The 12721-nt window shown below is 61.1% G+C and carries 11 protein-coding genes; 6 read left to right on the top strand and 5 right to left on the bottom strand.

The window, feature by feature from the left end; translation table 11 throughout:
* The first annotated feature begins 265 nt into the window (after positions 1-265).
* Positions 266-1000: a dethiobiotin synthase gene (gene bioD, locus CCR96_RS20500; RefSeq protein WP_201222972.1), complete on the top strand. Its 735-nt coding sequence runs from the start codon at positions 266-268 to the stop codon at positions 998-1000.
* Between the two features lie 136 nt (positions 1001-1136).
* Here bioD and recN read toward each other — a convergent pair whose 3' ends face one another.
* Together recN and CCR96_RS20490 are read right to left on the bottom strand one after the other, a co-directional pair.
* A complete protein-coding gene (gene recN, locus CCR96_RS20495; RefSeq protein WP_201222970.1) occupies positions 1137-2804 on the bottom strand; it encodes a DNA repair protein RecN in 1668 nt (555 codons plus the stop codon).
* Entirely contained in the window at positions 2798-3709 is a 912-nt protein-coding gene (locus CCR96_RS20490) for an NAD(+) kinase (RefSeq protein WP_201222968.1), read from the bottom strand. Before CCR96_RS20490 ends, recN begins: the two co-directional genes overlap by 7 nt.
* A gap of 656 nt (positions 3710-4365) precedes the next feature.
* Between CCR96_RS20490 and hrcA the strand changes: the two genes are divergently transcribed.
* The 5 genes from hrcA to dapB all read left to right on the top strand — a co-directional run bounded on the left by hrcA (position 4366) and on the right by dapB (position 10324).
* Positions 4366-5427 carry a heat-inducible transcriptional repressor HrcA gene (hrcA, locus tag CCR96_RS20485; RefSeq protein ID WP_201222966.1) on the top strand — a complete coding sequence of 354 codons (1062 nt, stop codon included), beginning with the start codon at positions 4366-4368 and terminating at the stop codon, positions 5425-5427.
* A 94-nt stretch (positions 5428-5521) separates the two neighbouring features.
* Positions 5522-6121 (top strand): nucleotide exchange factor GrpE, encoded by a 600-nt coding sequence (grpE, locus tag CCR96_RS20480; protein WP_201222964.1) that lies wholly within the window; start codon positions 5522-5524, stop codon positions 6119-6121.
* Positions 6122-6289: 168 nt separating this feature from the next.
* On the top strand, positions 6290-8230 hold the full coding sequence (gene dnaK / locus CCR96_RS20475) for a molecular chaperone DnaK (protein WP_201222962.1): 1941 nt from the start codon (positions 6290-6292) through the stop codon (positions 8228-8230).
* Positions 8231-8338: 108 nt separating this feature from the next.
* On the top strand, positions 8339-9472 hold the full coding sequence (gene dnaJ, locus CCR96_RS20470) for a molecular chaperone DnaJ (protein ID WP_201222954.1): 1134 nt from the start codon (positions 8339-8341) through the stop codon (positions 9470-9472).
* 15 nt (positions 9473-9487) lie between these two features.
* Complete coding sequence (gene dapB, locus CCR96_RS20465) at positions 9488-10324, top strand: 4-hydroxy-tetrahydrodipicolinate reductase (RefSeq protein ID WP_201222952.1); 837 nt, start codon at positions 9488-9490, stop codon at positions 10322-10324.
* Between the two features lie 103 nt (positions 10325-10427).
* Here the strand turns inward: dapB and CCR96_RS20460 are convergent, their stop codons facing one another.
* From CCR96_RS20460 to CCR96_RS20450, 3 genes are all read right to left on the bottom strand, one after another.
* Positions 10428-11390, bottom strand: a complete 963-nt coding sequence (locus CCR96_RS20460; RefSeq protein WP_201222950.1) for a serine hydrolase — start codon at positions 11388-11390, stop codon at positions 10428-10430.
* A 240-nt stretch (positions 11391-11630) separates the two neighbouring features.
* Positions 11631-11942 (bottom strand): polyhydroxyalkanoic acid system family protein, encoded by a 312-nt coding sequence (locus CCR96_RS20455; RefSeq protein WP_201222948.1) that lies wholly within the window; start codon positions 11940-11942, stop codon positions 11631-11633.
* Between the two features lie 30 nt (positions 11943-11972).
* Positions 11973-12701 carry a transposase gene (locus tag CCR96_RS20450; protein ID WP_201222946.1) on the bottom strand — a complete coding sequence of 243 codons (729 nt, stop codon included), beginning with the start codon at positions 12699-12701 and terminating at the stop codon, positions 11973-11975.
* Positions 12702-12721: the final 20 nt, after the last annotated feature.

The raw sequence follows: 12721 nt of genomic DNA, 5'->3' as shown, positions 1-12721 counted from the left end.
CAGGTTCATCGCGCCGCCTCGCCAATCAACATTGCCCGGCAGTTTGAACCAGACGCGCGGAAATGTCCAGATCCGAGGGTAAGTGCTTCTAAGGTGCGTCAGTTAGGCGTAGAACGGTTTCGCCCTGGTCAAAGACCTGCGTCCGCTTCTCCCAAGCGCGGGTCGCTGATCGCTTTCCTCGCTCGCAGGGGATGGCGTCCGCCCACGGGGAGCGGCGTGCTAGTGGCATTTAAGACCATGAGATCAACCTGATGAGACCCAAGGCATGAGTGATGCGATAGTGAACAGCTCAGCGCAGGCCCAGGGAACGTTTCAGTCTCAAGCGCGGGGGCTCTTCGTGACCGGCACCGATACCGAGGTCGGCAAGACCGAGGTGACGCTTGGGCTGATGGCGGCCTTGCAGCGGCGTGGGTTCAGCGTGCTAGGGATGAAACCGGTCGCTGCCGGTTGTGTGCAGACGCCGGATGGTCTGCGCAATGAAGACGCGCTGCGGATTCAGGCTCAAGGGTCAAAGCCGCTCGCCTATGCGGCGATTAACCCCTATGCCTTCGCGCCGCCGATTGCGCCACACATCGCTGCCGCGCAAGCGGGGGTCGAGATTCAGATCGATCTGATCGAGACTGCATACCAACGTTTGGCAACCCAGGCAGACTGGGTCTTGGTCGAAGGCGCCGGCGGCTGGCGGGTGCCGCTCGGCCCAGGTCTGACGCTGGCTGATCTGCCAAGCGCACTGGACCTTCCGGTGGTCCTGGTGGTCGGTCTGCGGCTTGGCTGTCTCAATCATGCGCTGCTGAGTGCCGAGTCGATCCAAGCCTCGGGCCTGCAACTCGCCGGCTGGGTCGCGAACCGGATCGACCCGGCTATGGCCGCCGCGGATGAGAATCTGGCGACCCTGCGTGAGCGGCTGCCCGCGCCCTGTCTTGGTGTCGTCCCCTGGCTAAGTGCGCCAACGCCAGCCCAGGTTGCGGATTTCGTCAGCTACTGGAACGCAACTCATTGAAATTGCACAACCGCTTGAATGTGCCGCGTGAGCTTGCAGCCGAGTGTACGGTACTTGCAATCGAGTGGACGGTAGAGGTTCGGCCAAATAGTTGATGTCGAGGGTATTTGGCGGCGGGTCTATCGGCCTGAGCCGCTTACAGCTTGCTCCCCAACATCTCGGCCGCGTGCGCCTTCGTCGTCTCGGTGATCTCAGTGCCGCCTAGCATGCGCGCCACCTCGTCGATGCGCTGTTCGGTATCCAGTACGCTGATCTCGGTAAAGGTCTGTTCTTCACGAGCGGATTTCTTCACCCGTAGATGCTGATGCGCCTGCGCTGCGACCTGCGCCAGATGGGTGACGCAGAGCACCTGCCGGTTCTCACCTAGACGTCGGAGTAGGCGACCGACGATCTCGGCAACGCCACCGCCAATGCCGACATCGACCTCATCGAAGACCAGGGTTGGGATACCGCCGATCTCGGCGGTCGCGACTTGAATCGCGAGGCTGATGCGCGAGAGCTCGCCGCCGGAGGCGACCTTGGCGAGCGGCTGCAATGGCTGGCCAGGATTGGCGCTGACCAGAAAGGCGATGCTGTCGAGTCCTTGGGTGCTGATCAGCTCGGCCGAGCCGGTGCTGACCTCGACTTGAAAGCGACCGCCGGTCATGCCGAGATCCTGCATTGCCGCGCTCACGGTGGCGCTGAGGCGAGCCGCCGCCTCAAGCCGCGACGCGCTCAGCGCCTCGGCACACTCGAGCAAGACCTCGCGGGCCTGCGTGCGCTCGGCGGCGAGCGCGTCGAGTGATTGATCGGCTTGCTCCAAGCGTTCGAGTTCGTCGTGACGCTCGGCGGTAAAGGTGATCAGCTGTTCGGGCTTAATACGATACTTGCGCGCCAGATCATGGATACGGCCGATGCGCTGCTCGACCACCCCAAGGCGGGCGGGGTCCATCTCGAGACCGTCGAGATAGTGTCGAAGGTTGGCCGCCGCCTCTTCGATCTGCACCGTCGCGCCATCGATCAACTCGCGCGTCTCGCTCAGGCTAGGATCGATCGCGCTGAGGCTGTTGAGGTCAGCGCTCGCGCGGCCGAGGCTGTCGCGCAGCGACGGTTCTCCTTCATAGAGCAGATCGACCAGGGTCGCGGCAGTGGCCTGTAGCTCGCCCTGGTTGGCCAGCCGACGCTGCTCGGCATCGAGCTCATCGAGTTCGTGCTCGCCCAGCTCCAGGGCGGCAAGCTCTTCCAGTTGAAAGCGCAGCAGCTCCAGCCGTTCTTCGCGCTCGGTCCGCGCCGCCTCGAGGGTCTTCCAGCGCTGATCAAGCTCCCGATAGTGCCGATAGCGAGCGGCAACCTCGGCAGTGAGTGGTTGATGATCGGCATAGCCATCGAGCAGGCTGCGTTGAGCGGTGGCGCGCAGCAGTGATTGATGCGCGTGTTGTCCATGGATATCGACCAGCCGCTCGCCGAGTTCGCGCAACTGCGTACTGCTTACCGCGCGGCCATTGATGTAAGCACGCGCGCGTCCGCTGCGTACCAGCACACGCCGGATCAGGCAATCGTGGTCATCTTCGAGCGCCTGCTCAGCGAGCCAGGCTTGCGCAGCTGCATTGTTGGTGACATCGAAGCCGGCGCTGATTTCAGCGCGCTCGCAGCCGCTGCGGATCAGGCTCGCATCGGCCTTGTCGCCTAGGGTCAACCCAAGTGCATCGATCAGGATCGACTTGCCGGCGCCGGTCTCGCCCGTCAGCGCAGTCATCCCCGCTGCCAATTCGAGCTCGAGCCGGCTGACGATGACCAGGTCTTGAACGGTGATCTGGGTTAGCACGGGTTATCCGAGTGCGTATGGCCGCCCCAGCCGAGCTTGGCGCGCAGGATGCGGTAGTGGTTGTGATCTTGTGGATGCAGCAGCCGCACACGGCGGCGACTGCGCTCGATCTGGATGCTGCTGTCGGATTCTAGCGGCAAGTCAACTTGGCCGTCGCAGGTCAGACGCACCTGTTCGGGCTCCAGGTTGCAGATGCGGATCTCGATGCGACTGCTGCCCGGCACGACGAGCGGCCGATTACTCAGCGTGTGCGGGCAGATCGGCACCAGCAGCAGGCTGTCGAGTCGTGGGTTGAGCAGTGGGCCTCCGCCCGAGAGGGCGTAGGCTGTGGAGCCGGTTGGAGTCGCGACAATCAATCCGTCGGAGCGTTGGGCGTTGACGAACTGACCGTCGAGATAGGTCTCGAATTCGATCATGCGCACCGAGTTCCATTTGTGAATCACCACATCATTCAGTGCACGCTCCGGTTTCGCCTGATCGCCGATCCGGGCATCCAGCAGGATGCGTGTATCGGCATCATAGGCGCCGCTGAGGATCTGTTCTAGGCGGGGCTCGATCTCATCGGGCAGGATATCGACCAGAAATCCGAGCCGTCCGAGATTGATGCCGACCAAGGCGACATCATGCTCTGACAGCATGCGCGCCGCGTGCAGAAAGGTGCCGTCGCCGCCGACGACGAGCACCAGGTCGCAGCGCTCGCCGATGGCATCGATACTGATGGCATCGATACTGATGCCATCAATATTGCTGCCATCGGAACGCTGCAGTAACGCTGCCGTGTTCTGTTCGACGTAGGTGCGGACACCGCGCGCGCTGAGCAGACTGACGACGCGTGCGACTGTTGTGGCAACACGCGCATCGTCATGCTGTTTGGCGATGATGCCGACGTTTTGAAACCAGGCCATGGGGGCGAGCAATCCTGGGCAGGCATGAACGATGGAGGGGCTTGATCATCACGCCAGCGACTCGGGCCCGTAGGGCGCTGCGTTAGGCCATCGTGGCCTAACGATACCTGGGCTGTAAGCCCTGAATGCGCAGGCACGATCGGCTGGCCGAGGCGATGATCGAGACCCCAATGGGAGCATTGGGCCGACGCGCATGGCTGGCCGCTGCGATCAGTGGCGCCAACGTTAGCACGCGGCATCGCGCACGCCAATGCTGTGGCAGCGTTGAGCCCCGTTGAGCCCCGTTGAGCTCGTTAGCCAAAACGAAACGGTGACTTGTGAGCAGAGGCACATCCGTCGGCACTCGTCGCTGCCAGGGCAAGCTCTGCCGAGCTTGCTAGCATTCGAACAGTGAACGTCGGCTAAACGGTCGCTAACGGTCGCTAATGGCCGCATCGCTTGGAAGATCAGTTGCAAGAACTGGGTGGAGGTTCTTGACATCATTCGGCCAGCACCTTAGATTGCTCGTGTTAGCACTCGATCGATTAGAGTGCTAACAGCCGATTCTTGTCCGGGACCCTGAACCTGAATCTCACGCGATTGATGTTCTAGGGTGGCGCCGCGCCATGAGAGTTTAAGGTGTCGTTCAGTCTCCAGTGAGTGAAAATCTCGTGTCAATGGACTCTCGAGCCAGTGGCCGCTTTGCTGAAGGCCAAGTTAGCGAACGGGCACTGCACTTTCTCAAGGTGCTCGTCGAGCGTCACATTCGCGATGGGCAGCCCGTAGGTTCGCGGACATTGGCCCGCGATACGGGCCTCGATCTGAGCCCAGCGACGGTGCGTAATGTGATGTCGGACCTTGAGGACATGGGGCTGGTGTCGTCGCCACATACCTCGGCGGGCCGGGTGCCAACGGCGTCAGGGTATCGACTCTTCATCGATAGTCTGCTCAAGGTGTCGCCGCTGACCGAGGCGGATGTGTCGAAGTTGCGCGATCAGTTCGCGCGCACGACCGATACTGTCAGTCTGATCCAAACAGCGTCTCAAGCCCTATCTGGGGTGACTCACTTGGCCGGGCTGGTGATGGTGCCGCGGCATGAGCGTGATGTGTTTCGGCAGATTGAGTTCGTGCAGCTTTCCGGACGGCGGGTCTTAGCCATCTTGGTGACGGGCGATGGCGAGGTACACAACCGTATCCTCGAGACGGGGGAGCTGTTGTCACTGTCACAGTTGGAGCAGGCGTCGAACTTCTTGACGCGGATGTTCAACGGCCATGAGATGCGCGAAGTGCGCCGCCAGCTGATGGCTGACCTGAAACAGACGCATGCACACATGGATGAGCTGATGATGCGCGCGGTGATGATGGCGCAGCGCGTTGTCGAGGCGGCTGAGCACAAGGACGACGTCATGATTGCCGGTCAGACCAATCTCATGGGGTTTACCGAGCTCTCCAGCTTGGACCGGCTCAAGGCGTTGTTCGACGCCTTTACCGAGAAGCGGCAGATCCTGGATCTGCTCGATCGTTGTATCGAGGCCGAAGGGGTGCAGATTTTCATCGGCGAGGAATCTGGCTACGAATTGCTCGACGACTGTAGCGTGGTGACCGCCACCTACCGGGTCGAGGATCAGGTACTCGGCGTGCTCGGCGTGATTGGCCCGACACGCATGAACTATCAGCAGGTGATTCCGGTGGTCGACGTCACGGCAAAGCTGCTCGCAGCAGCCCTTCGCGGTCGTTGACCCGCAACAACTCATCAACCAAACATGGCAGAGGCCGGGGATGCAGACTGCGCTGCAGTCGATGTGCTGACACTGGCCCGGGGAGAGTGAAGAGATGACGACGGAGCAAGAAGAGCAGCAACCCGGCGCGACGGTGCAGACTGAAAGCGCTGAGTCGGCTGAGGCGACGAGTGAGCCGGCCGAGGATATCGACGCGACCCAGGCGCAAGCAAAAGAGCAGGATCCCGCCGAGCTGACAATGCTCCTTGAGGATGCGAGGGCGCGGGCCGATGATGCCCACAACCAGATTCTGCGTGTCCGTGCCGAGATGGAGAATATGGCGCGGCGTCAAGCGAAGGAACTCGAGAACGCGCACAAGTTTGCGTTGGATTCCTTCGTCAAGGAACTGCTGCAGGTGCGCGATAGCCTCGAGCTCGGCCAGGTAGCTGCTGATGCCCCGGATGCGGACGTCACCAAGCTGCGCGAAGGCACCGAACTGACGCTGAAGCTCTTGCGCGATGTGATGGCCAAATTCGGCGTCGAGCGGATCGACCCTGACGGTGAGCCGTTCAATCCCGACTATCACCAGGCGATGGCAATGCAGCCACGCTCTGATGTGCCGCCAAATACCGTGGTGAACGTGGTGCAAAGCGGCTACTTGCTCAATGGCCGACTGATGCGCCCAGCACTTGTGATGGTGTCGCAGGCGGCCTGATTGCGCGACATCAATCAGCGTCTTGAAAGCGACGCGCCGGCCAGCGCTGGAGTCTTTCGAACGCTTGAGAATTGCAGGGTTTTGCCCCAATTTGTGCGCCAATGAGCGGATTTGGGTTGGCCCAGCCGACGACGAACAGCAAAACAGATTTACTACTGGAGACAGACCATGGGAAAGATCATCGGTATCGATCTCGGGACGACTAATTCATGCGTTGCGGTGATGGAAGGCGACAAGCCTAAGGTCATCGAGAATGCCGAGGGCGATCGCACCACGCCGAGTATCGTTGCCTTCAACAGCGATGGCGAGGTGCTTGTCGGTCAATCGGCCAAGCGCCAAGCCGTCACCAACCCGGCCAACACCCTGTTTGCGATCAAGCGCCTGATCGGGCGCCGGTTCGAAGACCAGGTGGTCGGTAAGGACAAGGACATGGTCCCGTACAAGATCGTCAAGGCCGACAACGGTGACGCTTGGGTCGAGGCCAACGGCAAGAAGATGGCGCCGCCCGAGATCTCGGCGAAGATCCTACAGAAGATGAAGAAGACCGCCGAGGACTACCTCGGGGAAAAGGTCACTGAGGCGGTGATCACGGTTCCGGCCTACTTCAACGACTCGCAGCGCCAAGCGACCAAGGACGCTGGCCGTATCGCTGGACTCGACGTCAAGCGCATCATCAACGAGCCGACGGCAGCCTCACTCGCCTACGGCATGGATAAGAAGCGTGGCGATCAGAAGCTGGCAGTCTACGACCTTGGTGGCGGTACCTTCGATATCTCGATCATCGAGATCGCCGAGATCGAAGGTGAGCATCAGTTCGAGGTACTCTCGACCAATGGTGACACCTTCCTTGGCGGTGAGGACTTCGATCTGCGCATCATCGATTTCCTCGCCGACACCTTCAAGAAGGAGCAGGGCGTCGATCTGCACAACGACCCGCTTGCGCTGCAGCGCCTGAAAGAGGCGGCCGAGAAGGCCAAGATCGAGCTCTCATCGAGTCAGCAGACCGATATCAATCTGCCTTACATCACCGCCGATCAGACCGGTCCGAAGCATCTCAACGTCAAGTTGACGCGGTCGAAGCTCGAGTCGCTGGTTGAGGATCTGGTCGATCGCACCATCGGTCCCTGCCGCACGGCGCTGAAGGATGCTGGCGTCAGCGCTGGCGACATCAATGAGGTCATCCTGGTCGGTGGTCAGACCCGCATGCCCAAGGTGCAAGCCAAGGTCGAAGAGTTCTTCGGCAAGGCCCCGCGCAAGGACGTTAATCCTGACGAGGCGGTTGCGGTTGGCGCCGCGATCCAAGGCGGGGTGCTCGGTGGTGGCGTCAAAGACGTGCTGCTGCTCGACGTCACGCCGCTGTCGCTCGGTATCGAGACCCTCGGCGGCATCATGACCAAGCTGATCGAGAAGAACACCACCATCCCGACCTCGGCAAACCAGGTGTTTTCGACCGCCGACGATCATCAAACCGCGGTCACCGTGCATGTGCTGCAAGGCGAGCGCGAGCGTGCGGCCGATAACAAGTCGCTGGGTCGGTTTGATCTCTCGGACATCCCGCCGGCACCGCGCGGCGTGCCCCAGATCGAGGTCAAGTTCGACATCGATGCCAACGGCATCCTCAACGTGCACGCTAAAGACAAGGCGACCGGCAAGGAGCAGTCGATCGTCATCAAGGCCAGCTCAGGTCTTTCGGACGATGAGGTCGAGCGCATGGTCAAGGATGCCGAGGCGCATGCCGAGGACGACCGCAAGTTCCACGAGCTGGTTAGCGCCCGCAACCAGGCCGACTCGATGATCCATGCGACGCAGAAATCCATGGAACAGCTTGGCGACGACAAACTCGAGGCCGGTGAAAAAGACCGTATCGAGAGCACCATCAAGGAGCTCGAAGAGGCGATGAAGGGCGAAGATAAGGACAAGATCGAGTCCTTAACCAAGGCCCTCGGCGAGGCCTCCGGCAAGATGGCTGAGCGTCTTTACTCGCAGGATCAGGGTGCTGCTGGTGGCGATGGCGCGACTGCTGATGCGGGTGGCGCGGGCGCCAAGGCCGCCGATGCAGACGACGTTGTCGACGCCGAGTTCGAAGAGGTTAAAGACGACAAGCACTAAGTCGCCCAACGTCCCCAACGCCCGCGCTTCGGCCCGGGCTGCGGCGTGTGGGCGCAGGCTCACGCGCCGTTTCGTTTTTTTCTTCCTAACGACTGACCGATTACGCGAATGTCCCAGCGCGATTACTACGACGTCCTCGGCCTGAGCCGAAATGCCAGTGAGCAGGACATCAAGAAGGCGTTTCGGCGTCTCGCTATGAAATATCATCCGGATCGCAATCCGGATGACGCTGATGCCTTGGCCAAGTTCAAGGAGGCCAAGGCGGCACACGACGTCTTGTCCGATCCCCGCAAGCGCAGTGCCTATGATCAGTTCGGGCATGCTGGCGTGAGCGGTCAGGGCGGCTATGGTGGCGGTCCTGGAGACTTCGCTGGCGGTGGATTTTCCGACATCTTCGGTGATGTCTTTGGTGACATCTTCGGCGGCCGGGGAGGCGGGCGTCGCACCGCACGGGGCGCGGACCTGCGTTACGACCTTGGGCTGACCTTGGAGGAGGCGGTTGCCGGCAAGGACGTCAAGATCCGTATTCCGACCACCGTCGAATGTCACCACTGCGGCGGCAGCGGCGCTAAGCCTGGTACGCGTCCCAAGGAATGTCCGACCTGTCATGGCGTTGGCCAGGTGCGGATGCAGCAAGGCTTTTTCTCCATCCAGCAGACCTGCCCGGAGTGTCGCGGCACCGGTAAGGTGGTCGAAGAGGCGTGCCGCCACTGCCGTGGCGCTGGCCGGCTAAAGGAGGAGAAGACGCTGTCGGTGAAGGTGCCCGCTGGTGTCGACACGGGCGACCGCATCCGCCTGGCTGGCGAGGGCGAGGCCAGCGAGCATGGCGGCGTGCCGGGCGATCTGTACGTGCAGGTCGTGGTTGAAGATCACCCAATCTTCAAGCGTGAAGACAGCCATCTATTCTGTGAAGTGCCGATCAGCTTCGTCACCGCCGCGTTGGGCGGTGAACTCGAGGTGCCAACCCTGAACGGTAAGGTCGTGCTTAAAGTGCCGGCTGGCACCCAGACCGGGAAGCTGTTCCGGATGCGCGGCAAGGGCGTCAAGCCGGTGCGCGGTGGTCCGGTGGGTGACCTGCTCTGCCGCGTTATCGTCGAGACCCCGGTCAACCTCACGGATCGTCAGAAGGCGCTGCTGCATGAGTTTGAAGACAGCGTGAGCGCGGGAGGTAAGCACCACAGCCCCCAGTCCAGCTCATGGCTCGACGGCGTCAAGCACTTTTTCGAGAAGATGGGGCTCTAGCCCGGGAGAAGATCAATGGAATCGATTCGTGTAGCCGTCGCTGGTGCCGGTGGCCGAATGGGACGCACCCTGATCACGGCTGTGCAAGCGACCGAAGGTCTCCGCGTGACTGCAGCCACCGAGCAATCGGATAGCGCTTTAGTCGGTGTCGACGCCGGGGAGCTGGCGGGCATCGGCCATATCGGCGCTGCCATCCGCCCAGACCTCGACGAGGTGCTGGCGGATTTCGATGTCCTGATCGACTTCACTACGCCGCGGGCGACCATGCATCACGTCGAACTCTGTCGCGATGCACGCTGCCGCATGGTGATTGGTACTACCGGCCTCACCGCTGAGCAGCGCGAGGCCATCAGCGAGGCCGCCATCGACACGGCGGTGGTGCTGGCGCCGAATATGAGCGTCGGGGTCAATCTCTGCTTCAAACTCTTAGATCTCGCCGCTCGGGTGATGGGCGACGATGTCGACATCGAGATCATCGAGGCCCATCATCGGCACAAGGTCGATGCCCCTTCCGGCACCGCACTGCGAATGGGGGAGGTGATTGCCGACGCGCTCGGGCGCGACCTCGGCGAGGTGTCCGTCTACGGACGCCAAGGTCAGACCGGTCCTCGCGAGCGTCAGACCATCGGTTTCGAGACCATCCGCGCCGGTGACACGGTTGGCGAGCACAGCGTCTGGTTCGCTGCTGACGGCGAGCGTGTCGAGATCGCGCACAAGGCAACAAACCGCATGACCTTTGCCCGCGGCGCCTGCCGAGCCGCGCGCTGGATCGCCGAGCGCGAGCGTGGCCAATTCAACATGCAGGATGTCTTGGGTTTGCGCGACCTAGGCTCGTTCGACCCCAAGTCTTGATCTACGCATCGGCGACTTAGGCTCTCATGCTTAAGTCGCTTTGAGCATTCTGATCAGTCTGTTTTCTGATTAGCCTATCTCGGTAACGGGCTGTGAGCTGCGCTCAGACCAACTGATGCTGCTGCTGCATGTAGTTATAGACCAAGCTCGACACCTCACGCATTGCGTTGCTGCGGTTGGTGATCCAGGTTCCATAATAGTCGGTGCGCTGGCTCTTCTCAATGATGCCGATGAAGGTGTAGGGACGTGGTCGACCGCGGCGGTCATAGCATTCGATAATGCCCATGTTGCCGCACAACATCGCCGTTGAGCCGGTCTTGTCATAGACCTTGATGTTCGACGGCATGCCCTTGACCCGCTTGGTGATGCGGTCGTGGTTGGGCAACCCCATCAGGTTCCGGACCTCATTGGCGTTCGGCATTCGGTTGTTCCAGAGCGCCCAGAGGAAGCGGCTGTAATCGTGCGCTGAGGCTAGGTTTCGGTAGGTGCGCCCGTTGGCCGGGATGTACTCGACGATGCTGGTTTGTTGGAACACGCCTGGAGCATGGCGCTTGAGGACGCGCTCGACGTCCTTAGGCCCGTTACCGCCGTTGTATCGGCTCACAATCTGCATCAGCTCGGTGGTTGCTGTGTTGCTGCTGTTGCGGATCATCGCCTCCATGCTGTCACGCACCGAGCCGGTGTAACGCAGTTTCGAGCCGCGCTCCTCCATCGTGTAGAAAAAGGCCTGGGCAACGAACGGCTTCAACATGCTCGCCGCTTGGCGCGGCGCGTCCTCATTGATCGAGACCAGTTTCTTGCGACCAGTGAAGTCGTAGACTGACCAGGATGTCTTTTCGTCAGAGCGGATCAGCCCCTGAGCGCGCTGTTGCTTCACTAATCGAACCAACTGGCTCTGCAGGGGTGATTGACGTGCTGCAACGCTCGGCATCGTGGCGCCGAGCAGCAGCGCGGCGGACGCCCCGCTTAAGACGCTGACGAACTGACGACGGTTGACCCTCTGGATCTGGCCAACCTGCCTCCCGTCCTCGGCTCCGCAAAATCCAGTCTCTTGTTGCCCGCTCATCGCATTGCCTCGATGCGTGGTTAAGCCTGCCGCATGAAAAGCGCACTGGTGCCGGTGCCTGCGTGCAGGCACCGTTCCCCCGCACCAGCATCCCCCTGTTGCGAAGAAGGATAGGCTGAGCGGATCAGAAAAACAAGATGATCGAAGAAAAAAATGACTGTACAGTCAGTGCGATCGAAAATATTTCTCGACAGCGACTAATGGTTGACTGGCGCCCCATTGGCGTCTTGCGGTGATTGATCAGCTGTCAGAGGTTGTTCGTGGTTTGGGTTCGTAGCGGGCGAGCGCCTCGTCGATCTTGCGCGTTAACCGGGCTTCGATCTGACCTTGCATCGCGCTCAGCAGTAGGCCGAGCTTGATCGTCAGGTCCATGGAATCGTGCGCAACAGCGATCCGTCCCGAGATGCCTGACCGTTTGAAGTACAGCACATCGCCGCTCCAGTGATAGTCCGCGCCATACTCGTCGCGGACGCGGGCGGCGATGCGCTCGACCTCGGCGCGCGCGGCCTCAAGCCCGAGATGATGCGGTCGCGCGACGTGGATCTTCGACATGGGCTTCTCTCAGACGGCTGGCCAGACGCTCTAGTGTAAGGTCGCTGGCTGCTCTAATGCACGACGGTAGGCAGCCGAGCGGCGATCACCGCCGCGCGGCCGAGGTTTTGCTCTGCGGTTGAGTTTATCTTCAATGGTTTGACAGAAGCGTTCATTGCCGAGCACCCAGGCCTTGTTGGTCGCCGCCCTGATGCGTTCCAGCAGCGGTTGACTGAGTGGATACTCGAACAACGCGCGGTAGGCCTGCTGCCGCTGCGCCAAGCTGTCGCCAAGCGCTCGATAGACCTGATGCGGTGTAGTCAGCTCATCCTCAAGCCCAAGCGCATTGGCCGCATAGCTGGACCAGTCGTAATCCTCCGCCGCATTGACCAACTCAGTGCGTACCGCGTTGGTCTCGATGTACCGACTGACCGGCAACAAGAACGCTTCGGGATCGATCAAGGTTGCTCGATAGCGGCCTTCCCAGAGGGTCCCTTTGCGTCGATAGCGGCCATTGACATGCTGCACAAAATAGCGGCCCGTGTACTGCATGAGCTTGCCGATGCTGTCTTCTTGCCAAGGCGTGAGCAGCAGATGGAAATGATTTGGCATCAGCACATAGGCGTGGATGTCGCATTGGAACTTGGCCGCGGCATCGCAGAGCCGACCCCAGAGGAACCAGTAGTCCTCCTCATCGCGCAAGATCGCCTGATGATTGTTGCCACGTTGAATCACATGCTGCGGAAAACCAGGAAGCACAAAGCGGGGAAGACGAGCCATGAGACGAACACTCCCTCTCA

The sequence above is a fragment of the Halochromatium roseum genome (genome assembly GCF_016653315.1).
Classification (GTDB): Bacteria; Pseudomonadota; Gammaproteobacteria; order Chromatiales; family Chromatiaceae; genus Lamprobacter; species Lamprobacter roseus.
The sequence above is the reverse complement of the archived record's forward strand: the minus strand, read 5'-3'. Positions and strand labels throughout refer to the sequence as shown.

What these genes read in the sequence shown, in the direction of transcription:
- CCR96_RS20455 (WP_201222948.1), bottom strand. Translation starts at nt 11,942, where the DNA reads ATGTCGAAGATCCACGTCGCGCGACCGCATCATCTCGGGCTTGAGGCC.
- CCR96_RS20450 (WP_201222946.1), bottom strand. Translation starts at nt 12,701, where the DNA reads ATGGCTCGTCTTCCCCGCTTTGTGCTTCCTGGTTTTCCGCAGCATGTG.
- bioD (WP_201222972.1), top strand. Translation starts at nt 266, where the DNA reads ATGAGTGATGCGATAGTGAACAGCTCAGCGCAGGCCCAGGGAACGTTT.
- dapB (WP_201222952.1), top strand. Translation starts at nt 9,488, where the DNA reads ATGGAATCGATTCGTGTAGCCGTCGCTGGTGCCGGTGGCCGAATGGGA.
- CCR96_RS20460 (WP_201222950.1), bottom strand. Translation starts at nt 11,390, where the DNA reads ATGAGCGGGCAACAAGAGACTGGATTTTGCGGAGCCGAGGACGGGAGG.
- grpE (WP_201222964.1), top strand. Translation starts at nt 5,522, where the DNA reads ATGACGACGGAGCAAGAAGAGCAGCAACCCGGCGCGACGGTGCAGACT.
- dnaJ (WP_201222954.1), top strand. Translation starts at nt 8,339, where the DNA reads ATGTCCCAGCGCGATTACTACGACGTCCTCGGCCTGAGCCGAAATGCC.
- CCR96_RS20490 (WP_201222968.1), bottom strand. Translation starts at nt 3,709, where the DNA reads ATGGCCTGGTTTCAAAACGTCGGCATCATCGCCAAACAGCATGACGAT.
- dnaK (WP_201222962.1), top strand. Translation starts at nt 6,290, where the DNA reads ATGGGAAAGATCATCGGTATCGATCTCGGGACGACTAATTCATGCGTT.
- hrcA (WP_201222966.1), top strand. Translation starts at nt 4,366, where the DNA reads ATGGACTCTCGAGCCAGTGGCCGCTTTGCTGAAGGCCAAGTTAGCGAA.